Raw genomic sequence first — 23,140 nt, 5'->3', positions numbered from 1 at the left:
GGTCGCCTGCGGCCGGCTCCAGAATGCAAAAACGCCGCTGAGTTTCCCCAGCGGCGTTTTTCATTCAGTCGGCGTTTGATGCCTCAGTTCGACGGCTGCGGTTCCATGCCGCCTTCGGGCTCGGAGCCTTTCTTCTTGCCGCGGGTCGAGCCGGCCTTTGGTACTGCCGAGCCGCGCGAGGTCGGCGTATCGTCGCCCATGTCGCGCGAGGGCTTGTTGCCGGCGATCAGTTCCTTGATCTCGTCGCCCGACAGCGTCTCGTATTCGAGCAGGCCTTCGGCAAGCGCGATCCAGTCCTTCTTCTTCTTGGTCAGGATGGCGCGGGCGGTGGTGTAGGCGTCATCGATCAGGCGGCGCACTTCGGCGTCGATGATCTGGGCGGTCTCTTCCGAGACGTTCTGGGTGCGCGCCACCGAATGGCCGAGGAACACCTCTTCCTGGTTCTCGCCATAGGCAACCTGGCCGAGCTTGTCGGAGAAGCCCCAGCGGGTAACCATGGCGCGGGCCAGCTTGGTCGCCTGCTCGATGTCGGAGGACGCGCCGGAGGTGATGTTTTCCTTGCCGAACTTGATCTCCTCGGCGACGCGGCCGCCCATCATGATGGCGAGGCGCGAGACCATGTACTTGTAGCTCATCGAGTAGCGGTCGCCCTCGGGCAGCTGCATGACCATGCCGAGCGCGCGGCCGCGCGGGATGATGGTCGCCTTGTGCAGCGGATCGGCCGCCGGCACGTTGAGCGCCAGGATGGCGTGGCCGGCTTCGTGATAGGCGGTCAGCGCCTTCTCGGCCTGGGTCATGGCCGAGGAGCGGCGCTCGGCGCCCATCATGATCTTGTCCTTGGCGTCCTCGAACTCCTGCATGGTGACGAGGCGCTTGTTGCGGCGCGCCGCCATCAGGGCGGATTCGTTGACGAGGTTCATCAGGTCGGCGCCGGAGAAGCCCGGGGTGCCGCGCGCGACCACCTTGAGGTCGACATTGGGCGCCAGCGGGACGTTGCGGACGTGCACCTTGAGGATCTTCTCGCGGCCGACGATGTCGGGGTTCGGCACCACGACCTGGCGGTCGAAGCGGCCCGGACGCAAGAGCGCGGGGTCGAGAACGTCGGGACGGTTGGTCGCGGCGATCAGGATGATCGATTCATTGGCCTCGAAGCCGTCCATCTCGACCAGCAGCTGGTTCAGCGTCTGCTCGCGCTCGTCGTTGCCGCCGCCGAGGCCAGCACCGCGATGACGGCCGACGGCGTCGATTTCGTCGATGAAGATGATGCAGGGCGCGTTCTTCTTGGCCTGTTCGAACATGTCGCGGACGCGGGACGCGCCAACGCCGACGAACATTTCAACGAAGTCGGAGCCGGAGATGGTGAAGAACGGCACATTGGCTTCACCGGCCACCGAGCGGGCCAGCAAGGTCTTGCCGGTGCCGGGAGGGCCGACGAGCAGCACGCCGCGCGGAATCTTGCCGCCGAGGCGCTGGAACTTCTGCGGGTCGCGCAGGAACTCGACGATTTCCTCGAGGTCTTCCTTGGCTTCGTCCACGCCAGCGACGTCGGCGAAGGTGACGCGGCCATGCGCTTCGGTCAGCAACTTCGCCTTCGACTTGCCAAAGCCCATGGCGCGGCCGGAGCCGGACTGCATCTGGCGCATGAAGAAGATCCACACGCCGAGGATCAGGATCATCGGCAGCCAGGACAGCAGCACCGAGAAGATCGAGCCGGAGCCGTCATTTTCAGGACGGGCGTTGATGGTGACGTTCTTTTCCTCGAGACGCGAAACCAGCGACGGGTCGCCGGGCGAATAGGTCTGGAAGCCGTTGGAGTTGTCGACATAGGTGCCGCTGATCCGGTCGCCGGCAATCGTCACCGTCTTGACACGGCCCGACGAAAGCTCCTGCAGGAACTGCGAATAGGGCACATCGCTCGACGCGCCGCGTGTTTGCGGTGTCTGGAACAGATTGAACAGGGCGATGAGCAGAACGGCTATGATCGCCCACAGCGCGAAGTTGCGATAGTTCGGATTCATCGAATGTCCCGTTGGCGTCCACGGGGAACGCGCATGGTGAGAGTAAGCTTGTCCCTAACATAGGGAGAGGCTGCCACATTGCCAAGCTCGTCCCTAAGTCGAGGTTAAGCTCCGATGCCAATGTGGCCACGGCGTGGCGAGGGCGGAATTGCCGCCGCGCCGAGCAGCTTCGACATGGCGATTGCCGGCGCCAGGTCGAAGCCCGGCAGGAAGCGGACCCAGGGTGCGGCAACCGGCACGGCGTGTGTGGCGGACAGCAAGCCGACAAGGCTTTCGCCGCGCCACAGCGCGGGCTCCGCCACAAGTGCAGTTCTGGCAAGACTTTCCGGGATGCCGGCTACCGAAATCGCTTGTCTGCTAGCGGCGTTGCCGAGCGGCGCGATGCTCAACCCTGCCGCGTCCTGCGGCGGTGAAATGCGATACCTGCCATCCCAGATGCCCTCTGCGATCTGTTGCGGGGCGGGCAGGCTGCGTGTCTCGCGCAGCAGGAAGATGCCAGTTTTCCGGCATTCGACGAGCGCGCGCGACAATGTGGCGCGGCGGGGATTTTCCACCGGGCCGGCGAGGTGCCTGTGCAGCGCGACGGCACGCGCGGTGTCGGCAAGCTGCGTTGCGCCGCCGGCTGCGGCGACCAGCAGGCGCAGCGCATACATGGCCGCTTCGCCATCGGCGGCCTCGGCGAATGCCGGCTCGAGCCGGATCAGGCCGGGCATGGGGCGGCTGGCGAAGTCGACGATCAGCTTGGCGGCGCGCTCGCCGATCCCGCTTCGCTCCGTTCCGGCGAGCCGCGCGCCGGCCAATGCCGCGTCGACAGAGGCGTGGTCCTCGCGCAACGACAGCCGCAGGCGCGGGCGCTCGTAGGTCTCGTTGATGTTGGTCGGATCGTCGAGCCAGCTTTCGCCGCGCGCGCGGAGAACTTCGCGCAGGGTTTCGCGACGGGTGGTGAGAAACGGCCTGGCGATCCAGATGTCGCCGTCGAACAGGGTTGCCGGCGCCATGCCGGCGCTGCCCCGGCCGGTGCCGCGCGCCGCGCGCATCAGCACGGTTTCAGCCTGGTCGTCGGCGGTGTGGCCGGTCACGACAACAGTTGCGCCAGCCTGCCGTGCGGCGGTTGCCAGCAGGTCGTAGCGGGCGTCGCGCGCGGCGGCCGGAATGCCTGCGGTCGGCTTCTCGCCACGCCATGCCATCGTGCGGTGCTCGATGCCGTGGCGCGCGCACGATGCGGCGACCGCGCCTGCCTCGGCGTCGGATCCGGGCCGCAGCCCATGGTCGACGGTGACAGCGAGCAGCCGCACGGTGGCCGCGTGCCTGTCGAGATGGTCTTTCAGGAGAAGGAGAAGGGCTGTCGAGTCACTGCCGCCCGAAACGGCTGCAACGACGGTTCGCTGCGCGGCGAAGTCAAACTCGGAAAAGCCTTGATGAAAAAAACGCATGGTCGGGCTGCGTCAGCACGCGGCGAGCGCCCGTTCCTGCTTGACGCGCTCCTTGATGGCGCCGGAGGCGTCGGGGTAGCGCTTGCCGATTTCGTTGAAGGTGGCGCAGGCGACTTCGCGCTGCTTGAGGCCGACGAGCGAAACGCCGAGTTTCAGCATCATGTCGGGCGCCTTCTTGGACTTCGGATATTCCTTGCTGGCGGCGAGGAAGATTTCGGCCGCGTCGCGGTACTTCTTTTGCCCGAGCAGCGATTCACCAAGCCAGAAACGCGCGTCGGCGGTCTTGGGGTCGGCGGGAAAGCGCGAAATGTGGTCGCGGAAACCCTGCTCGGCGGTGTTGTAGTCGCCGGAGAGCACGAACTGGTAGGAGTTGCGGTAGAGCTCGTCGGGATCGTCGGTCGAGGGCAGGGCGGCCACGGCGGCACCGTTCGAGCCGCTTGCTGCGGGTGCCGAAGCTGCCGGTTGCCGGGTGCTCGGAGCGGGGGCCAGGGCGGCATTGTCCTCGGTCGAGGTGGAGACGACGTTGCCGTTCTTGTCGACGGTGATGGTGCCGAACGTCGTCGGAGGCGCGCCGGTGCCGCCGCCGACGGTTGCGCCCGGGTCGCCGGTGCCGCTTTCGACGATCACGTCCTCGACGCTGGCTCCGCCGGCGGCGGGGGCGGTTGCCCCGGCAGACTGCTGTGTGTTGGGTTGAGGCGCCGCAGGCGCCTCAACGATCGAGGAGTTGGAATTGCCGGAAGCGTCGGACTTCTTGGGCTGTGCGCCGCCTTCGAGTTCCTGGAAGCGGAATTCGTTGTCTTCCTGCATTTTCCGCATTTGCTCCTGCATCTGCAGGATCTGGAAGTTCAGTTCCTCGATGCTGCCGTTGAGCTTGCGGATTTCCTCTTCGAGCGAAGTCACGCGCGGATCGCCCGCCTGGGCGAGCTGGATCGGTGCTTCGGTGCTTTCAGTCTTGCTGCCGAAAACGCCCGGCAGGCCGATTTTTGGGAAATCGATGCCGATGCCGTCGCGCGCATGCGCCGCGGCCCCGGACAAAAGGAAGATGGCAAGTGTGCCACTCAGGATTGATCGAAAATGCATTAGCCTCTCGCGGTGGAACGGAACGGGTTGCTTTGCGCCGATGCGCTTTCGTCATTTATCAGGACGCGAGACTTCGGCCAAATTTTGTTTCAGACCAACAGATAAGCAAAAGGCGGCCCGAAGACCGCCTTTCGATATTTCCGTGTGGCAGTTTTGCCGATCAGCTGCCGGCGCCCGAAAGCGTGGTGACGGCGCGACGGTTCTGCGACCAGCAGGAGATGTCGTCGCAAACCGCGACCGGACGTTCCTTGCCATAGGAGATCGTCTTGAGGCGGTTGGAAGCGACGCCCTGCGAGATCAGGTAGTCGCGGGCGGCGGCGGCGCGACGTGCGCCCAGCGCCAGGTTGTACTCGCGGGTGCCGCGCTCGTCGGCATGGCCTTCGACGACGACGCCATACTGGCCGTACTTGTTCAGCCACTGCGCCTGACGGGCGAGGATGCCCTGGGCGTCAGCGCGGATCGACGAGGAGTCGGTGTCGAAGAAGATACGGTCGCCGACATTGACGGTGAAGTCCTGGGACGAACCCGGGGTTGCCGCACCGGCGCCGCCGCCGAGGCCGAGGTCGGCCGCGCTGTTGGGGGTCTTCTTCGAGGCACAGCCGGCGATCGCCAGCGACGCGACGAGCGCCACCATCACGGGGTTGGTTGCAAGTTTTGCGATACGGCGCATCCCGCCTCTCCTTCGCATTCAAGTGATTTCGTTGAACAAGCAGTAACCACGTTGCGGTTAACCGGCATTCAAGAAACATGGTTAAAATTTTGTTGCCGCCTGCCCATGCGTCCCAGCACTGCGGCTTCAGTTCAACTCGTACTTCGCCGCGCACCGTAGGCGGAAATACGGCGGAAAGGCGGCATCATTGGGCAAATGACGCCGCCTGGTCCTTTAGGCTCGCCTTCGGGCAAAGGTTAATGGCGACCGTTGCAAAAGCGCCGCGCATCCCTGGGACGCGCGGCGCTTTGCAGTGCTCGTATCGTGCCCGGACAAAGCCCGGTCCGGAGCTTAGGTCCGAAGGTTAATCGAGAAGCGGCGACCAGGCCGGATCGGAAGCGAAGCCCTGCGTGGGGATCGCCTGCTCGTTGCGGCCGGTCAGGTCGACCGAGTAGAGCTTGGGTCCGCCGCCGCCGGGCTGGTCGCGGAAGAACATCACGACGCGGCCGTTGGGCGCCCAGGTCGGGCCTTCCTGCTGGAAGCCGGTCGACAGGATGCGTTCGCCCGAACCGTCGGTCTTCATCACGCCGATCTGGAACTGTCCGCCCGACTGCTTGGTGAAGGCGATCAGGTCGCCGCGCGGCGACCACACGGGCGTCGAATAGCTGCCGCCGCCGAAGGAGATACGGGTCTGGCCCGAACCGTCCGCGCCCATGACGTAGATCTGCGGCTGGCCGCCGCGGTCGGAGGTGAAGACCACCTTGGAACCGTCGGGCGAATAGGATGGCGAGGTGTCGATGGCGCTGGAATTGGTCAGGCGCGTGGTGGTGCGGCTGCGCAGGTCCATCGAGAAGATGTTGGAATTGCCGTCGTCGCGCAGCAGGCTCATGATCACCTTCTGGCCGTCGGGCGAGAAGCGCGGCGCAAAGGTCATGCCGGGGAAATTGCCGACAAGCTCGCGCTGGCCGGTTTCGATCTGCAGCAGGTAGACCTGCGGCTGACCGCTTTCATAGGACATGTAGGTGATTTCCTGACGCGTCGGCGAGAAGCGCGGTGTCATGGCGATCGAGCGGCCGTCGGAAAGATAGCGCACATTGGCGCCGTCCTGGTCCATGATGGCGAGGCGCTTCTTGCGCGCGGTCTTGGCGCCGGTCTCGTCGATGAACACGACGCGGGTGTCGAAGTAGCCCTTCTCGCCGGTCAGGCGCTCATAGATGGCGTCGGCGATGATGTGGGCGATGCGGCGCGAATTGGCCTTGTTGGCGAAAAACTGCTCGCCGGCGAGCTGCTGGCCGGCAAAGGTGTCCCACAGCCGGAACTCGGCCTTCAGCCTGCCGTCCGCTTCCTGGCTGACCCGGCCGGTGACCAGCGCCTGGGCGTTGATGACCTTCCAATCCTCGAAGCGCGGCGCGACGTCGGGGTTGGAGATCTTCTCGATGAAGGCGCCCTTGTCGATCGGCGCGAACAGGCCGGAGCGCTGCAGGTCGGCGGCGACGATGCTGGCGATTTCCGCGCCGACGCCGTCACCCGACAGGAAGTCGGTGATGGCGATGGGCAGCGGCTCGACATTGCCCTTGTTGACGTCGATCTCGACCAGAGCGCGCGCCGGCAAGGTGGCGAATGCGGTCATGCCGCTGGCCATCGCGCTGATCAAAAGAATCGCTTTGACAATATGCTTCATTACACAGGCCTCTTAGTTCCTTGTGAGCGCAGGCGCTCAGAACATCTCGCTCGGGTCGAAATTGACGATGACTTGGTCCCAGCCACCAGCGTATTTGTCGGCCGGCAGATTGTAGGGCGCGCATTGGAGCACCGCGCGGCGCGCCGATTCGGCGGCTGCACGCTCGATGCCGGCCGAACCGCCGCCAGAGATGATCTCGGGACGCCCCTCGACCTCGCCGGTCGGGGTCAGGCTGAACTGGATGGAGACTTTCAGATTGCCGCCGTCCATGGCACCGGCAGGCACGTTCCAGCAGCGCTGGATCGCGCCACGCAGGGCGTCCATCTCGCTTTGGCTCAGCTTGTTGCCGCCAGTGTCCTTCTTGCCGCCCAGCGATGCCTGTTCGGTCGAGCGCTTGGCGCCGCCGCCCGAAGGCTTCTGCTTGTTGAGAAGGGCCGCCACCTCGTCGGCGTTGAATTCCTTCTCCTCGGACTTCGGCTTGGACGCGGCTTCCTGGGTCTTTTTGTCTTCCTGCTTGCGCTCGGGCGTCTTGGCCGTCTGTGCCTGCGGCGGCTGCGGCTTGGCCTCGGGAGCCGGCGCGTTTTCCGGCAGCTTGACGGCTTCCGCCTCGGCCTGGTCGGAGACGATGGTCTCGGCAACCGGGTCGGGCTTGACCTCCTGCTTGGGCTGCGGCTGCGGCGTCACTTCGGTCGCCGGCACCGGAACGGGCTTGGGCTCGGCCTGCTTGGCCGGCTCGGGCTTGGGCTGCTCGACCGGGGTCGGCTTCGGCTCGGGCTTGGGCGAGGGCGGCGGTGCCGCTGCGGCGTCCACGTCCTTCTGGGTCGGTTCGGGCGTCGGCGGCTTGTCGCTGTCGATCTTGTTGTCGCCGACGTTCTGTGCGTCGGCGACGATGTCGGGGCGCGTGGTGGGCGTCGGCGCCGGCTTTTCCCTGGCGGGAGCCTTCTTGTCGCCCTTCTGGATCTGGGTGATCGCTTCCACCGGCACGATGTCGACCGGAAACGCCTCGACGTCGGCGACTTCGAGGGCGCTCGGGGCCGACAGGGTGAACAGGCCGAAGCCGAGCACCGCTGCATGCAGGACCACAGATGTCGTGAGGCCGGTCTTCATTTTCGCGGACTACTGGTCCTGTTCCTGAAGGGTGACGAGACCGAGGTTCTTGTAACCAGCGGCCGAGATACGGGCCATCACCTGCATCACCGTGCCGTAGTCGGCGGTCTTGTCGCCGCGCACATAGATGCGCTCCTCGTAGCCGGTCTTGGAGATGGCTTCGAGCTTCGGCACGACTTCATCCAGCCCGATCTCGGTTTCCTGCAAGTAGATCTGGCCGCCCTGGTTGACCGAGACGGTGATCGGCTGCGTGTCGGAATTGAGTGCCTTGGCCTGGGTTTCCGGCAGGTCGATGGGCACGCCCACGGTCATCATGGGCGCAGCCACCATGAAGATGATGAGCAGCACCAGCATGACGTCGACCAGCGGGGTGACGTTGATCTCGGACACCAGCGTGTGACGGCGTCCCCGCCGTCCGCGTCCGCGGCCACCGCCGCCTGCGCCAACTGACATTCCCATCGTCTACTCCTCAGGCCGCGCGCTGCTGCGCGACTTTTTCATCGATTTGGCGCGACAGTATGGCGGAGAACTCGTCGGCGAAGCCTTCCATGCGCCCGGCCAGCTTGCCGGCGTCTGACGACAGCTTGTTGTAGGCGATGACCGCCGGGATGGCGGCGAGCAGGCCGATTGCGGTTGCCAGCAGCGCCTCGGCGATGCCGGGGGCGACGACAGCCAGGTTGGTCGACTTCGAACCGGCGATGGCCTGGAACGAGGTCATGATGCCGATGACGGTGCCGAACAGGCCGATGAACGGAGCGGCCGAGCCGATGGTGGCGAGGAAGCCGAGGCGGCCCTCCAGCTTCTCCATCTCGCGCGTCAGCGCCAGATCCATCGCCTTGTCGATGCGGGTCTGCAGCGCCAGCGGCGATTTCGCGCCCTTCTCGAAGCTCTTCTTCCACTCGCGCATGGCGGCGACGAAGATCGCGCTCATGCCCGTGGTCTTGCGATCCGACAGGTTGCGGTACAGCTCTTCCAGAGACTGGCCCGACCAGAAGATCTGCTCGAAGCGGTTCAGCGCGGCGCGCATGCGATTATAGGAGATGACCTTGTCGACGACGATCGCCCAGGTCCAGACCGATGCGCCGAGCAGGCCGATCATGACCAGCTTGACCACCCAGCCGGCCTGCCAGAACAGGGCCCAGATCGACATATCTGCGCCATGCTGGGCGAGAGGTAGGTTTTCCATCTTGAAACAGTCCTTAAGATTTCCGGGCCTGACCACGAAGCCTGCTTTGAGTTCCGGATAGGTCCGCGAGGCTGCCGATTTCGCTCGTCGCTATCCCAAGTTCAAAACAGGCTCATTGCTGGCCCTGGCGCATCCCCGTTGTGGTCCGTTCGCGCGAAGCTTCCGGAAGTGCCCCAAAATGCGCTTTCGCGGCCTTTTCGGGGCGAAATTTGGTGAAAGGAAGGCCGCTGGCATTCCTGACGAATTTCACTTCGCCCTTAATGGACCGTTATGGTTAAGGATGGGTTAGGAAGTTGGACCCCGGGCGGTGACTCACGGTCATCTCCGCGAAGCGGGGCGTCGGCCAATCCCGGGGCCTGGCGCCGGTTTCCCGCCAAGCAGGAAACGGTCAGGCGTTGATGCTGGTTCTGCCGACATCACACAAACTTGTGATCGGCCAAAACTCCGTGAGGGTGCGGCGGACGATGGCGGCGAGCGCGCAACTGGAATTTAGGTGGCAGCCTCGCCCGCGTTGCATCGTCAACAGGCACTGTCATGGGCGCCCGGGGGCACGTCGCCATGCGGCCAGGCTGGCGGTCCTCGCCGCAAGGCGCGTCACGGTCTCTCAAACAACCTCGGGCATAAAGGCTTCGATCCAGTCCTTGGGGAAACGCCTCGGGCGGCCGTTCTCGCCGATGATCGCCGCTTCGACCTTGGCTTCGACCAGCATCTCGTCACCGCGCTTCAACTGCTGGGCCATGGTGATGCGGGCGCCTGAGATGTCCTTGGTCCGGGTCTCTATGGTCAGGATGTCGTCGATCTTGGCCGAAGCGCGGAAATCGATCTCCATGCGGCGCACCACCCAGACGATCTTCTCGCCATGCTTGCCGTCGGCCAGTTCGGTGTGGTGCACGCCGGCAAGGCGCAGGAAGTCGGAGCGGCCGCGCTCGAAGAATTCGAGATAGCGGGCATGGTAGACGACGCCGGAAAAATCGGTGTCGGCATAATAGACCCGCGCCATCAGCCGGTGGCCGAACGACGTCAGTGCGCCGGAAAGTCCTGCTGCAAGCGCGTCCTGTTCACCATGATCGGCCATGGGGCTTTCCTTTTTCTTGTCTTGCGGGCACGTCTCTTGTCGATACCGAACCGGATGGCAGCAATGGCGGCGATGATCAAGACCTGTGTGGCGGCGCTGCTGGCTGTAGCCTTGTCGGTCGGTTCGGCTGCGGCAGCAAGCTTCTCGATGAAGCGCGGCATCAATCTCGACATCTGGGAAACATGGCCAGGCGAGGACCGCTGGAGCGAGGCGGAGGTGATCCTGCCCTTCCCGGAATGGCGCAAGCGCCTGACGGAGGCCGACCTCAAGGCACTGGCCGCCGACGGCTTCGACTTTGTCCGCATCCCCGTCGACCCGTCGGTGTTCCTGTCGGGCAAGACGGAGGCGCTGCGCAAGCAGCTGTTTGCGAGCGTTCTCGAAGCGGCCCGTGCGGTCAACGCCGCCGGCCTCAAGGTGGTGGTAGACCTCCACCTCATTCAATCAGGCGGCAACGGCCAGATCGGCATGACCGAGGTGATGGCCGACCCCGAGCAGTTCGACCGCTATGTCGAGATTGTCAGGCAGATGGCGCAGACCCTGTCCAGGCAGGATCCCCAGCGGGTGGCGCTGGAACTGATGAACGAACCTGTCGTCGACTGCGAGCCGGGCGAGGTGAAGGTCTGGCCGGAGCGGCTGCAGCGGCTTTATGCAGCGGCCCGCGCGTCGGCCACGCGGCTGACGCTAGTGCTCTCGGGCGGCTGCTGGGCCAGCGCCGAGGGACTGGCGGCGATCGACCCCAAGGCCATCCCCGATGACAATGTGATCTGGACTTTCCATTCCTACGCGCCGTTCCTGCTGACCCATCAGGGCGCGACCTGGGCCGGCGACTTCATCCCCTACGTCACCGGATTGCCTTATCCGCCCTATGATGTCCCCCGCGCCGAGCTTGACACGGCGCTCGACAAGATCAGGAAAAAGATCCGCGCCGAGGCTCCAATGCTGCGGCGCTCGGGCCTCCTCAGCTATCTCGACGAGCAGGTCGCGACCGTCGACAGCAAGGAAAAACTCGCGGCCGAACTGGATGCGCCCTTCGCCCTGGTCGCGGCGTGGGCTGCGAAAAACGGCGTCGCCAGTGACGACATCTATCTCGGCGAGTTCGGCATGATCCGTCAGGAATATGGCAACCCCAACGTCATGCCGGGCCGATGGCGGGCGGCTTACGTGAAGGACATGATCGCCCGCGCCGAAACCCATGGCTACGCCTGGTCCGTCTGGGGCTATGGCGGCGCCTTCGGCATCGTCGACGAATTCGAGGGCCGCAAGGCCGATCCCGATGTGCTGGAGGTGGTCAGGGGGCTGAAGTAGCGACCGGGCTTTCTGTCATTGATTGTAGGAATATTTAGGCCGAAAACCGCCAGTCGCGCGCATGATATTCGGCGTGCAGCCTGACGATGTCGGCTATCAGTCCTGGACGATGGCCGAGCATGTGTCAGTCCTCTTCCTGGAACAGGTTTATCTGTTGCACCGCGAGTTCTCTTGGCACGTCAAGGCCGAGGTGCTTCCAGGCGTTGGCCGTCAGCATGCGGCCGCGCGGCGTGCGCTGGATGAAACCCTGCTGGATCAGATAGGGCTCGATGATATCCTCGATGGCGTCGCGCGGCTCGGACAGGCCGGCGGCTATCGTCTCGATGCCGACAGGGCCGCCGCCGAAATTCATCGCGATCATCGAAAGGTAGCGCCGGTCGAGCGAATCGAGACCAAGCGCGTCGACCTCGAGGCGCGACAGCGCCTCGTCGGCGATGCGGCGGTCGACCGGGCCTGAGCCGGCGACGGCGGCGAAGTCGCGGACGCGGCGCAGCAGGCGGCCGGCGATGCGCGGCGTGCCGCGGGCGCGGCGGGCGATCTCGATGGCGCCGTCGTCGGCCAGCGGCATGCCGAGGATGCGGGCGCCGCGGCGCACGATCAGCTCGAGCTCCTCAACCGTATAGAAGTTGAGCCGGGTCGGGATGCCGAAGCGGTCGCGCAGCGGATTGGTCAAAAGCCCGAGACGCGTCGTGGCGGCGACAAGCGTGAACTTGGCGAGGTCGATCTTCACCGAGCGCGCCGCCGGGCCTTCGCCGATGATCAGGTCGAGCTGGTAGTCCTCCATCGCCGGATAGAGGATTTCCTCGACCGCCGGGTTGAGCCTGTGGATCTCGTCGATGAACAGCACGTCGCGCTCTTCGAGATTGGTGAGAAGGGCGGCAAGGTCGCCGGCCTTGGCGATGACCGGGCCCGAGGTCGAGCGGAAATTGACGCCGAGCTCGCGCGCCATGATCTGGGCGAGCGTCGTCTTGCCGAGGCCGGGCGGGCCGACGAACAGCACGTGGTCGAGCGCCTCGCCGCGCCCCTTGGCCGCCTCGATGAAAATCTTCAGATTGGCGCGCGCCGCCGCCTGGCCGACAAAGTCGTCCAGTGTCTGCGGACGCAGGCTGTTGTCGGCATCCTCGCCGCGTTTTTCGGGAGTGATGAGACGGTCGGGCGAATTCATGCGCCCGTCCTCGCACGACGCCGGGCTGCAAGCAACATACTCACCGCGCCAGCTCCTTCAGGCCGAATCGGATCAGCTTGGAAGAATCGGCGCCCTCGCCGGCGCTCTTCATGGCGGCGGCAATCGCGTTGGCGGCGATGTCGCGGGAATAGCCGAGATTGACCAGCGCCGAGACCGCGTCCGCGATCGGGGCAGGGGCGACGCCTTCGCCGAGTTCCTGCTTCAAGCCGATCGTGCCCGTTGCCTCGCCGGCAAAAGCGGGGGCCTTGTTCTTGAGTTCGGTGACGATGCGCTCGGCGACCTTCTTGCCGACGCCGGGCGCCCTGGAGACCATGGCGATGTCGCGCAGGGCGATCGCATTGGCGAGGTCGGAGGGCGCCAGCGTCGACAGGATGGCCAGCGCAACCTTGGCGCCGACACCCTGGACATTGGCCATCAGCAGCTTGAACCATTCGCGCTCGAGTTCGGTCTTGAAGCCGTAGAGGCGGATCATGTCCTCGCGGACATAGGTCTCGATGAACAGGATGGCGGCTTCGCCGGCGCCGGGCAGGGCGGCGAGCGTGCGTGTCGAACAATAGGCGATGTAGCCGACGCCATGGACGTCGAGCACGCAATAGTCCTCGCCGATCTCGTCGACGGTGCCCTTCAACTTGCCGATCATGTGCTGCGTTCCGTCATGCGTGGGAGTCAGGTGCGATGAATTGGCAACAAGAATAAGTCAAGAACATCAGGCCTGCGCGGCAGAGGCAAGGGCCGCCAGCCTGTAGGCCGGGCTCTGGCGGTGGTGGGCATGGCAGATGGCGATGGCCAGCGCGTCGGCCGCGTCGGCGGTGTCGAACAGCGACTTGGGCAGCAGCACCTTGACCATCATGGCGATCTGCTTCTTGTCGCCGTGGCCGACGCCGATCACCGCCTTCTTGACCGCGTTGGGCGAGTATTCTGCGACCGCCAACCCCGCGCGCGCCGGCACCAGCATGGCGATGCCTCGGGCCTGGCCGAGCTTCAGCGTGGCGGTGGCGTCCTTGTTGACGAAGGTCGCCTCGACCGCGGCCTCGTGCGGCATCTCACGGTGGATGACGTCGGCGAGCCCGTCGTGCAACTGGCACAGCCGGCTGGCGAGCGCGGCCTTGCTGTCGGAGCGCACGGTGCCGGCGGCGACGAAGCGCAGCGAATTGCCGAGCGATTCGATGATGCCCCAGCCGGTGCGTTGAAGGCCCGGGTCGATGCCAATGATACGAATCGTCTCTCTCATCCGCGAACTCTATCTCCACGGAGGCAAGACGCCAGAAAAATGTGAACAAAACAGAAACAATCCCCGCTGATCGCGGGGAGCACGCCAAAGGCCCGGCGCTAGTTGCGGGCGAAAGCCGTGTTGAGCAGGCTGATCTGGTCGGAAACCGGGTTGCTGCGACGCATGGCCTGCATCGGCATAACGGTCGCGCCGTTGCCGTAGATCTCCTCGTCCATGCGGCGCACATGCGCCTGGAGGCGCAGCGAGCGGCGCACCAGATCGACAAAGTCGGCCGGCAATTCGTTCCAGCCGGCGGCGTCGTCATGGGCGGAGGCGGTGTCGAGCCGCACCTTGGACTTTTCGGAAGCGACCTGGTCGCGGGTCATCTCGCCGGAATTGGCGGCGCGTTGCAGCAAGAGCCAGGAGGCGATCTGCATCAGGCGCGTGGTCAGCCGCATCGATTCGGCGGCGTAGAGCGTGGCGGCAAGGCGCGACAGCTTCTTGGCCTCGGCACGGCCGGCCCCGTCGAGGTATTCCGCGGCCTGTTCGACCAGCCCCATGCCCTCATTGTACAGGGGTTTGAAGGATGGCGAAAACACCCGCCTTTCAGCGAGCTTGATCGTATTCGCGCTTTCCCTCGAAGGCTCGTTCATCATCGGTACCCTGCATCCCTGGCCGCGTCGTGTCCGTCTTTGCCGACGGATTCTGCGAGCCCACTCCTATACGCTATGCCCATTGAAAATGCGCTTCCCGCCGGCTGAACGCAAGCGCATGTTTAACAAAGGGTTAACGCGCCGTCGCCGGACGCTTGTGGAAGGCGTTGGTCATCGTGGCGCGCGAAAAAAAAGAGCCGCGAAAAATGCGCGGCTCTCAGGAGTTTAACAGGGAGGCGTCAAACAAAGTGGCTCCAACCACTCGGTAAGAATCCAGATCACTGGATATGCACATTAAACACATGGAATGCTTAATGGAGCCTTAAGGTTACCGGCGGTCGACGGTTGACTGTGCCGTACCGGGACAGTCAACCGAAGCAGCCCCGGTGTTCGCCGGCTACAGATTCGAACGGCCCCTTACCGGCAAACGCTTCCGCTTCCCTAGGATTTCCAGATCACCGGCAGCGCGATGAAGGCAAACAGCAGCATCGCTGCGTAAAAGCCCATTGACGAAATTGCGACCACCGGCTCGATTGCAGCGTTGCCGCCGAGCAGGAAGAACAGCCCGACAAGCAGGCCGATGCCGCTGACGGCGGTCAGCCAGAAATGCAGCTTGGCCAGCATCTTGTCCCGCGCCACCGGAAACAGATGATAGAAGACGGCGAAGACCGCCGACATCAGCCAGCCCGCGACCATGGTGTGGGCGTGGACCGGCATCTGGCTGTGATCCTGGCTGATCGACATATGCAGGCCAAGCGCCATGCCAGCCAGCGCATAGACGATGGCGAGCGTGAAGAAATTCCGTGCTACCCCTTGCATGATTTGCTCCAAATGCCTTCCCCCCGCAGGGAATGGGTTGTTGTCCGCGAGCCGCGCGGTCGGTCGGCGTCTGCTCTAATATCGGCAGTGTTTCCAGCGCATGCCGCACTGTGCTGCGATGTGCAGGCAGACAGTTACATTGAAAGCTTGAAAGCCCGGCCGCCTCCCTGCCGCCGGCTGTGCACGCACGCGCCGTCCCCACGGCGCGGCCGACGATAGCATTGTTCCTGGCGCGATGTCGCTTCGACTGGAGGTCCCGCGCATCCACCTTCCGGGCGCAGCGCCCTCCCAAGGCATCGGCGCGGAAACACAGCGATTTTTCGCCGACACACGGCAGATACAGCGCGAGCGCTATGTGCCGCCGCCAAAGATTAGCCGCGCCTGAAACGAGCGCTGCGATCTCAATCAGGCGAAAGGTACTGTTATGGATTGGTACTCCCTCATCAAGTTCCTGCATGTCGTGGCCGCGGTCGTGTGGGTCGGCGGCGGCTTCGCGCTCATGCTCCTGGCGGTGCGGGCCGACCGCGCCGGCGACACCGACGGCATGCTGCAGGTCATGCGTTCGGTCGGCGAACTCGGCAACCGGTTGTTCATGCCTGCGTCGCTGGTCACGCTTCTGCTCGGGCTGGCCATGTGCTGGTTCTGGGTTGGCTTCAGCGATCTGTGGATCGTCATCGGCCTTGCCGGCTACGCGACGACCTTCATGATCGGCACGTTCGTGTTCAAGCCGACAGCCGACCGCATGGCCGCGATCATCGCCCGCGACGGCGTCACGCCCGCAGCGCTCGACCAGGGCCGGCGGATCCTCAAGGTGGCGCGCTTCGACTATGCGATGATGCTGGTCATCGTGGCCGACATGGTTCTCAAGCCGACGCTGTCGGATGGCCCGATCCTGGGGGCGATGGCGGTCGTGTTCATCGCCGGTCTGTGGGCGGCGTTCGACGGCCTGCGCCCGGCACCTGCCGCCGCTGTGTGAGTTGACGAGGCGGCGCCACTGCGCCGCCTCGCGCCTGTCAGTCCCTGGCCATGTCGCGCAGGCGGAATTTCTGGATCTTGCCGGTCGAGGTCTTGGGGATCTCCGCGAAGATCACCGCCTTCGGCACCTTGAAGCGGGCGAGCAGGCTGCGGCAATGCTCGACGATCTCGGCCTCGGTCGCCGCCTTGCCGGGCTTCAGCTCGACATAGGCGACCGGCACCTCTCCCCACTTGTCGTCGGCGCGGGCGACCACGCCGCAGGAGGCCACCGACGGGTGCTTGTAGAGCGCGTCCTCGACCTCGATGGACGAGATGTTTTCGCCGCCCGAGATGATGATGTCCTTGGAGCGGTCCTTGAGCTGGATGTAGCCGTCGGGATGCATCACGCCGAGGTCGCCCGAGTGGAACCAGCCGCCGGCAAAGGCCTCTTCGGTGGCCTGCCTGTTCTTCAGGTATCCCTTCATGACGATGTTGCCGCGGAACATGATCTCGCCGATGGTCTCGCCATCGTCGGGGGTCGTTTCCATGGTCTCGGGGTTCATGACGGTCAGGTCTTCGAGGGCGGCGTAGCGCACGCCCTGCCGCGCCTTTTTCGCCGTGCGCGGTCCTTTTTCGAGCTCGTCCCATTCGCCATGCCATTCGTTGACCACGGCGGGTCCATAGGTCTCGGTCAGGCCGTAGAGATGGGTGACGGCAAAACCGGCGTCGGCCATGCCCGCCAGCACGGCTTCCGGCGGCGGCGCGGCAGCGGTGTTGAAGGTGACCAGTTGCGGAAACGCGCGCTTGTCCTCGTCCTTGGCATTGATCAGCAGCGACATGACAACAGGCGCCCCGCACAGATGGGTCACGCCATGGTCGGCGATGGCGTCGTACATCTGCTTGGCGCGCACCCAGCGCAGGCAGACATGGGTGCCAGCCTGCACGGCAAGCGTCCACGGGAAGCACCAGCCGTTGCAGTGGAACATCGGCAGCGTCCAGAGATAGACGCAGTGCTTGCCCATGCCGGCATGGATCGTGTTGGAGTAGGCCATCAGCGCCGCGCCGCGGTGATGGTAGACCACGCCCTTCGGGTTGCCCGTCGTGCCCGAGGTGTAATTCAGCGAGATGGCGTCCCACTCGTCGTCCGGCATCGACCAGACGAAATTCTCGTCACCCGAGGCGACGAAGTCCTCGTAGTCGATCGTTCCGAGGCGCTCGCCCTTGGGGTAGGGGGCGTCGTGGGGATATTCGAGGTCATCGTAGTCGATGACGAGCGGCTTCACCGTTGCCAGCGCCAGCGCCTCCTTCATCACGCCGGAGAACTCGCGGTCGACGATCAGCAGGCTGGTTTCGGCATGGTCGAGCTGGAAGGCGATGATCGCCGCGTCGAGGCGCGTGTTGAGCGAATGCAGCACCGCCCTGGTCATCGGCACGCCGAAATGCGCTTCCAGCATCGGCGGGGTGTTCGACAGCATCACCGTCACCGTGTCGCCCTTGCCGATGCCCCTTTTGGAGAGCGCCGAGGCGAGCTTCAGCGAGCGGCGCCAGAAATCGCGATAGGTCAGGCGCTGGGCGCCGTGGATCACCGCGACATGATCGGGGAAGGTCCTGGCGGCGCGTTCGAGAAAGGTCAGCGGCGTAAGCGGCTGGTGGTTGGCGGGGTTCTTGTCGAGGTTTTCCGCGTACTTGCCCATCGCATGTCTCCCTGGTGCATGACCCAGCGCCGACCCTAGATCAGAGGCCCCGACGGGTCATCTTCACATAAAGTCGCGTACCCCATCGTAAAGGAGTTTGACCGCCACGATCGCCACGGTGACGTAGGTGAAGGGGTAGAAAATCTCCGGCCGCATCCGACGGACCAGCCAGGCGCCGGCAAGGGTGGCCAGCGGCGCGATCGGCATCAGCGCCAGCGACGCCGTCAGGTTGGCGGTGTCGAACTGGCCAAGCGCGAAATAGGGAACCAGCTTGATGGCGTTGGTGACGGCAAAGAAGATGACGCCGGTGCCGGTGAGGACTTTCGGGTCGAGCCGCAGCGGCAGCGTGTAGACCTGGAACGGCGGGCCGCCGACATGGGCGACAAAGCTGGTGAAGCCGGCGACCGAGCCCCAGAAGGCGGCGGCGATGCTGTTCGGTTCGGCCTTGTGGTCGGCGCCGTGGCGCAGGCTGGCATGGATCCAGCGCGCCACGAAGACGATAGCGATGGCGCCGACGATGAAACGCACATTGTCTGCGGTCACCACCGAGGCCATCAACCAGCCAATGCCAATGCCGACAATCGAGCCGGGCAGCATCTGCCACAGGATCGAGCGGTCGTAGACGCCGCGCCAGGTCCACAGCGACACCAGGTCCATCAGGATGAGAATCGGCAGCAGGATGGCCGCTGCCTGCACCGGCGAGATCACCAGCGCCATCAGCGGCACGCCGACGAAACCGACCGCGCCGCCAAAGCCGCCCTTGGACAGGCCGACGAGAATGACCGCCGGGATGGCCGCCGCATAAAACCACGGGTCGAAAAGGAGCGCTGTCATGGAGAGCCTTTCGCTTCGGAAATAGCCCGATCGCGGCGGCTTGGCGAGAGCCGCTCCAATCTTTTCATGTGCTTGGGTTGGGCTGCGCGTCCTGTTCAACGGCAACACTTTGTTCTATGCCCCAATGCAAACATGATCGCCTTGCATAGGCGACAAGCATCCGGACCGAGGAAGATGAACGCAAACACGCCGCCCAATCGCTGCCGCATCGTCCTGATCGCGCCGCCCTCGGTGAAGCCTGAGGCTGTCGCGGCCGCATTGTCGGGTGGGGATGTCGCCTCGCTGATCCTGCCGGACGAGGGCGTTGACGCCGTCTCCTTCCAGAGCTTCGCCGAAAAGGTCGCCGCCGCAGCGCGCGCGGCCGGCGTCGCCGTGGTCGTTGCCGGCGACACGCGCGTCGCCGGGCGCATCCATGCCGACGGCATCCATGTCGACGGCAACAAGGATGCGCTCGCCGAAGCCGTCGAAAGCTATCAGGACCGCATGATGGTCGGCGCCGGCGGTGCCAAGACGCGCGACGACGCGCTTGAACTTGGCGAGGAGCGTCCAGACTACATCTTCTTCGGTCGGTTCGGTTTCGACAACAAGCCAGAGCCGCATTCGCGCAATCTGTCGCTCGGCCAGTGGTGGGCCGAGATGATCGAGATCCCCTGCATCGTCATGGCAGGTTCGGACATCGCATCGGTCGCGGCCGTCGCGGCGACGGGGGCAGAGTTCGTCGCCCTGTCGTCGGCGGTGTTCGGCGACGGCATCGACCCTGGCGAAGCTGTGGCCCGCGCCAATGCGCTGCTCGACGAGACTGCGCCGCATTTCGAGGGCTAGCAATGAACAGGTCGCGCCTTCTCGCTTCATTGTTGTGCCTGGGCTTCGGGCTCGAGCCCGCGATGGCTGTCGAGAGCGCGCCGCTGACTGCGTCCGATGCGGGTGCCGTGCCCTCGCTGGGCAAGCCGGCAGACAGCATCGACCCCAGCCGTTTTGGCCCCGCGCCGATGCCGCTCGACGCGGTCATGCCGATGGTTCCGCCGCTTCCGCAGGGCACGCCGGCCAGCGAGACGGCTCCCGGACAGGCGCCAGATCTTGGCGCCAACCCGACGGCCAAGCCGAGGGATGGCATCGACCCCAACCGCTTCGGCGGCAAGCCGTCCGACGAAGCCTATGGCGCGTTCCAGCGCGGGCTCTACAAGACCGCCTACAATCTTGCTGTTCCGCGCGCCGAAGCCGGCGACGCCGCAGCCCAGACGCTGGTCGCCGAAATCCTGTCGCGCGGCCTCGGCGTCGCGCGCAATGATGGCGCTGCTGCCAGGTGGTATGAAGCGGCAGCCGAACAAGGCGTGCCCGAGGCGCAATTCCAGTACGCCCTGCTGCTGCTCGACGGGAAATACGTCAACCGCGATGACAAGGCCGCCAGCGCGCTGATGCAGGCAGCGGCCGAAGCCGGCAACCGGCTCGCCCAGTTCAACTATGCGCAGATGCTGATCCAGCGCGAGCCCGGCTCCAAGGGGCTCGAAAAGGCGGTGCCCTATTTCGAACGCGCCGCGGCCACGGGGCTGGCCGACGCGCAATACGCGATGTCGCAGGTCTACGCCAACGGCGTCGGCGGGCGGCTGCGCGACGACAGGCGGGCCAGGCTGCTGCTGGTCCAGGCGGCGCGGCAGAACTACGACACGGCGCAGTTCGACCTGGCCTTGTGGATGGTCGGCGGCCGCGGCGGCGAGCGCGACCTCAAGTCGGCTTTCGGCTGGATGAAGCTGGCTGCCGAAGGCGGCAATGTCGCCGCGCAAAATCGCCTTGCCAAGTTCTACATGGGCGGCATCGGGGTCGATCCCGATCCGATCCTGGCCGGCGCATGGTACATCAATGCACGCCGCGCCGGGCTGACCGACCCGGAGATGGACGACTTCCTGCGCGGGCTGACGGATGTGGAGATGAAGCAGGCGCTGGAGCGGGGAAACCGCATCCGCTGATATCAGCGAAAATCGCGAGTTCTCTTGCCTCGAAGGGCATTTTGTGGTCTTGGAGGCGCCGATAGCGCCCCTTCCGGCGCGAACCTCTCTTCCGGAACCCAAGCATGGCCAAGATCAACGGCAACGAAATCCGTCCCGGCAACGTCATCGAGCATGACGGCGGCCTGTGGGTGGCGGTCAGGACCAATCACGTCAAGCCCGGCAAGGGTGGTGCGTACAATCAGGTCGAACTGAAGAACCTCATCAACGGCACCAAGCTCAACGAGCGTTTCCGCTCTGCCGAGACGGTGGAGAAGATCCGCCTCGAGCAGAAGGACTTCTCGTTCCTCTACGAACAGGGCGAGGCGCTGGTGTTCATGGACACCGAAAGCTACGAACAGCTCGAGTTGCAGAAGGACTTCGTCGGCGACCGCGCCGCATTCCTGCAGGACGGCATGATGGTCACCGTCGAGCTGTACGACGAGCGTCCGATCGGCATCGCGCTGCCCGACCAGGTGACGCTGACGATCACCGAGGCCGACCCGGTCGTGAAGGGCCAGACGGCTGCTTCGTCCTACAAGCCGGCCGTTCTCGAGAATGGCGTCCGCGTTCTGGTTCCGCCATTCATCTCCTCGGGCGAGCGCATTATCGTCGACACCAACGAGCTCACCTACGTCCGCCGCGCGGACTGAGCACGGCAACGGAGAGTTCTAGATCATGGCGCGTTCAGCGATCCTAAATGTCATGGTGCAGGCCGCCATGAAGGCCGGCCGTTCGCTGGCGCGCGACTTCGGCGAAGTGCAGAACCTGCAGGTTTCGCTGAAGGGACCGGGCGACTATGTCAGCCAGGCCGACCGCAAGGCCGAAGACATCATCTTCGCCGAACTGTCGAAGGCGCGTCCCGGCTACGGCTTCCTGATGGAAGAGCGGGGCGCCGTCGAAGGCGAGGACAGCCAGCATCGCTGGATCGTCGATCCGCTCGACGGCACCACCAACTTCCTGCACGGCATTCCCGTGTTCTCGATCTCGATCGCGCTGGAGCGTCAGGGCCAGATCGTCGCCGCCGTCATCTACAACCCGGCGATGGATGAGCTGTACACGTCCGAACGCGGCGGCGGCGCCTTCCTCAACGACCGCCGCCTGCGCGTCTCCGGCCGCGCCAAGCTGTCGGACGCCGTCATCGGTTGCGGCGTGCCGCATCTCGGCCGCGGCCATCACGGCAACTTCCTGCTCGAACTGCGCAACGTCATGGGCGAAGTGGCGGGCGTCCGCCGGCTCGGCTCGGCCGCGCTCGACCTGGCTTATGTCGCTGCCGGTCGCATGGATGGTTTCTGGGAAACCGCGCTGTCGCCATGGGACGTCGCTGCCGGCATCCTGCTCGTCCGCGAGGCCGGCGGTTTCGTCTCCGATGGCAAGGGTGGCCAGGACATGCTCGACGGCGGCTCGATCGTCGCCGGCAACGAGACGATCCACCGCTCGCTGCTGAAGACGCTGAAGAAGCCGGTCACACCGCGCTGATCCGCCGCGTTCGCGGCTTCTTGCGCCCAAGCCCTGCGCCTGCCCATAGTGGAGGCCGCGCAGGGACGGGCCATGTCGGACAATCAACATCAACGGACTGCTGTGCCTTTCATCGGGCGCTACAGTCATTCGCGCGCCGAACTGATCGCCGACGGCATTGTCCATGCTGTCGGCATCGTTCTTGCGGTCGCGGCTGGCGCGGTACTGCTGTCGATCTCGGCCGTCCATACCGCGGCTGGCGAATATCTCGCCGCCGTGGTTTTCGTGGTGGCGCTGCTCACCGTGCTGACGGTCTCCCTGATCTACAATCTCTGGCCCATCTCGCCGGCCAAATGGGTGCTGAGACGCTTCGACCACGCCGGCATCTATTTGCTGATCGCGGCGACCTACACGCCGTTCCTGACCCAGCTCGACCGCTCCACGGCGATGTGGATGGCCTGCATCGTCTGGTCGGCTGCTGCTGCGGGCATGTCCATCAAGCTGTTCTTGCCCGGCCGGCTCGACCGTCTGGCAATCGCATTCTATCTCGCCATGGGCTGGAGCGGCGTCGTCATCCTGCGCCCTTTGATCGTCACCCTGCCTACGACGACCTTGTGGCTGCTCTTCGCCGGCGGCGTGGTCTACTCCTGCGGCGTGGTGTTCTACGCCTGGCAGCGCCTGCGCTTCCAGAGCGCGGTCTGGCATGGATTTGTGGTCACGGGCGCGGGGCTGCACGTCGCGGCGATGATCGATCTGCTGGTCGTTGCCCGGCTTTAGCCGGGGCATCGACGGCGCAGGCCGCGCAAGCGCCTTTCA

At 65.0% G+C, this 23,140-nt stretch carries 23 protein-coding genes; 7 read left to right on the top strand and 16 right to left on the bottom strand.

Annotation, left to right across the window (positions count from 1 at the left end):
• Nucleotides 1-83 precede the first annotated feature (83 nt).
• The 9 genes from ftsH to ybgC form a co-directional block, all read right to left on the bottom strand.
• Nucleotides 84-2,018: an ATP-dependent zinc metalloprotease FtsH gene (gene ftsH, locus PCJ21_RS10890; RefSeq protein WP_269931419.1), complete on the bottom strand. Its 1,935-nt coding sequence runs from the start codon at nt 2,016-2,018 to the stop codon at nt 84-86.
• Between the two features lie 104 nt (nt 2,019-2,122).
• Nucleotides 2,123-3,451, bottom strand: coding sequence for a tRNA lysidine(34) synthetase TilS (gene tilS / locus PCJ21_RS10885; protein WP_269931418.1), 1,329 nt, complete (start codon nt 3,449-3,451; stop codon nt 2,123-2,125).
• A gap of 12 nt (nt 3,452-3,463) precedes the next feature.
• Complete coding sequence (gene ybgF / locus PCJ21_RS10880) at nt 3,464-4,531, bottom strand: tol-pal system protein YbgF (protein ID WP_269931417.1); 1,068 nt, start codon at nt 4,529-4,531, stop codon at nt 3,464-3,466.
• A 160-nt stretch (nt 4,532-4,691) separates the two neighbouring features.
• Nucleotides 4,692-5,201 (bottom strand): peptidoglycan-associated lipoprotein Pal, encoded by a 510-nt coding sequence (gene pal, locus PCJ21_RS10875; protein WP_269931416.1) that lies wholly within the window; start codon nt 5,199-5,201, stop codon nt 4,692-4,694.
• A gap of 343 nt (nt 5,202-5,544) precedes the next feature.
• On the bottom strand, nt 5,545-6,861 hold the full coding sequence (tolB, locus tag PCJ21_RS10870; protein WP_269931415.1) for a Tol-Pal system beta propeller repeat protein TolB: 1,317 nt from the start codon (nt 6,859-6,861) through the stop codon (nt 5,545-5,547).
• 36 nt (nt 6,862-6,897) lie between these two features.
• Nucleotides 6,898-7,968, bottom strand: a complete 1,071-nt coding sequence (locus tag PCJ21_RS10865) for a hypothetical protein (protein WP_269931414.1) — start codon at nt 7,966-7,968, stop codon at nt 6,898-6,900.
• A 9-nt stretch (nt 7,969-7,977) separates the two neighbouring features.
• On the bottom strand, nt 7,978-8,427 hold the full coding sequence (gene tolR / locus PCJ21_RS10860) for a protein TolR (RefSeq protein WP_269931413.1): 450 nt from the start codon (nt 8,425-8,427) through the stop codon (nt 7,978-7,980).
• A gap of 10 nt (nt 8,428-8,437) precedes the next feature.
• Nucleotides 8,438-9,154: a protein TolQ gene (tolQ, locus tag PCJ21_RS10855; protein WP_269931412.1), complete on the bottom strand. Its 717-nt coding sequence runs from the start codon at nt 9,152-9,154 to the stop codon at nt 8,438-8,440.
• Between the two features lie 604 nt (nt 9,155-9,758).
• Nucleotides 9,759-10,229, bottom strand: coding sequence for a tol-pal system-associated acyl-CoA thioesterase (gene ybgC / locus PCJ21_RS10850; RefSeq protein WP_269931411.1), 471 nt, complete (start codon nt 10,227-10,229; stop codon nt 9,759-9,761).
• A 54-nt stretch (nt 10,230-10,283) separates the two neighbouring features.
• Between ybgC and PCJ21_RS10845 the strand changes: the two genes are divergently transcribed.
• On the top strand, nt 10,284-11,534 hold the full coding sequence (locus PCJ21_RS10845; RefSeq protein ID WP_269931410.1) for a glycoside hydrolase family 5 protein: 1,251 nt from the start codon (nt 10,284-10,286) through the stop codon (nt 11,532-11,534).
• A 124-nt stretch (nt 11,535-11,658) separates the two neighbouring features.
• Here the strand turns inward: PCJ21_RS10845 and ruvB are convergent, their stop codons facing one another.
• From ruvB to PCJ21_RS10820, 5 genes are all read right to left on the bottom strand, one after another.
• Nucleotides 11,659-12,699 carry a Holliday junction branch migration DNA helicase RuvB gene (ruvB, locus tag PCJ21_RS10840; RefSeq protein ID WP_269931409.1) on the bottom strand — a complete coding sequence of 347 codons (1,041 nt, stop codon included), beginning with the start codon at nt 12,697-12,699 and terminating at the stop codon, nt 11,659-11,661.
• A gap of 40 nt (nt 12,700-12,739) precedes the next feature.
• A complete protein-coding gene (gene ruvA, locus PCJ21_RS10835; protein ID WP_269931408.1) occupies nt 12,740-13,360 on the bottom strand; it encodes a Holliday junction branch migration protein RuvA in 621 nt (206 codons plus the stop codon).
• 66 nt (nt 13,361-13,426) lie between these two features.
• On the bottom strand, nt 13,427-13,951 hold the full coding sequence (gene ruvC / locus PCJ21_RS10830) for a crossover junction endodeoxyribonuclease RuvC (RefSeq protein ID WP_269931407.1): 525 nt from the start codon (nt 13,949-13,951) through the stop codon (nt 13,427-13,429).
• Nucleotides 13,952-14,049: 98 nt separating this feature from the next.
• Entirely contained in the window at nt 14,050-14,583 is a 534-nt protein-coding gene (gene rcdA / locus PCJ21_RS10825) for a protease adaptor protein RcdA (RefSeq protein WP_269931406.1), read from the bottom strand.
• Between the two features lie 441 nt (nt 14,584-15,024).
• Entirely contained in the window at nt 15,025-15,402 is a 378-nt protein-coding gene (locus PCJ21_RS10820; RefSeq protein WP_269931405.1) for a hypothetical protein, read from the bottom strand.
• Nucleotides 15,403-15,826: 424 nt separating this feature from the next.
• Here PCJ21_RS10820 and PCJ21_RS10815 point away from each other — a divergent pair, with 424 nt between their 5' ends.
• A complete protein-coding gene (locus PCJ21_RS10815; RefSeq protein ID WP_269931404.1) occupies nt 15,827-16,378 on the top strand; it encodes a DUF2269 family protein in 552 nt (183 codons plus the stop codon).
• Nucleotides 16,379-16,415: 37 nt separating this feature from the next.
• Here the strand turns inward: PCJ21_RS10815 and PCJ21_RS10810 are convergent, their stop codons facing one another.
• Together PCJ21_RS10810 and PCJ21_RS10805 are read right to left on the bottom strand one after the other, a co-directional pair.
• Nucleotides 16,416-18,050 carry an acyl-CoA synthetase gene (locus tag PCJ21_RS10810; RefSeq protein ID WP_269931403.1) on the bottom strand — a complete coding sequence of 545 codons (1,635 nt, stop codon included), beginning with the start codon at nt 18,048-18,050 and terminating at the stop codon, nt 16,416-16,418.
• Nucleotides 18,051-18,113: 63 nt separating this feature from the next.
• On the bottom strand, nt 18,114-18,884 hold the full coding sequence (locus tag PCJ21_RS10805) for a sulfite exporter TauE/SafE family protein (protein WP_269931402.1): 771 nt from the start codon (nt 18,882-18,884) through the stop codon (nt 18,114-18,116).
• 174 nt (nt 18,885-19,058) lie between these two features.
• Here PCJ21_RS10805 and PCJ21_RS10800 point away from each other — a divergent pair, with 174 nt between their 5' ends.
• The 5 genes from PCJ21_RS10800 (at nt 19,059) to trhA (ending at nt 23,101) form a co-directional block, all read left to right on the top strand.
• Complete coding sequence (locus PCJ21_RS10800; protein WP_269931401.1) at nt 19,059-19,706, top strand: thiamine phosphate synthase; 648 nt, start codon at nt 19,059-19,061, stop codon at nt 19,704-19,706.
• Nucleotides 19,707-19,873: 167 nt separating this feature from the next.
• Complete coding sequence (locus tag PCJ21_RS10795) at nt 19,874-20,848, top strand: tetratricopeptide repeat protein (RefSeq protein ID WP_442866002.1); 975 nt, start codon at nt 19,874-19,876, stop codon at nt 20,846-20,848.
• A 104-nt stretch (nt 20,849-20,952) separates the two neighbouring features.
• Nucleotides 20,953-21,519 carry an elongation factor P gene (gene efp / locus PCJ21_RS10790; protein WP_269931399.1) on the top strand — a complete coding sequence of 189 codons (567 nt, stop codon included), beginning with the start codon at nt 20,953-20,955 and terminating at the stop codon, nt 21,517-21,519.
• Nucleotides 21,520-21,544: 25 nt separating this feature from the next.
• A complete protein-coding gene (locus PCJ21_RS10785) occupies nt 21,545-22,345 on the top strand; it encodes an inositol monophosphatase family protein (protein ID WP_269931398.1) in 801 nt (266 codons plus the stop codon).
• A gap of 72 nt (nt 22,346-22,417) precedes the next feature.
• The gene (trhA, locus tag PCJ21_RS10780) at nt 22,418-23,101 is read left to right on the top strand and encodes a PAQR family membrane homeostasis protein TrhA (RefSeq protein WP_269931397.1); all 684 of its coding nucleotides are present in this window, start codon (nt 22,418-22,420) and stop codon (nt 23,099-23,101) included.
• The last annotated feature ends 39 nt before the right edge of the window (nt 23,102-23,140 follow it).

Source organism: Aminobacter sp. HY435 (genome assembly GCF_027568395.1).
Lineage (GTDB): Bacteria > Pseudomonadota > Alphaproteobacteria > Rhizobiales > Rhizobiaceae > Aminobacter.
This window is presented reverse-complemented; position numbering and strand designations above follow the sequence as displayed.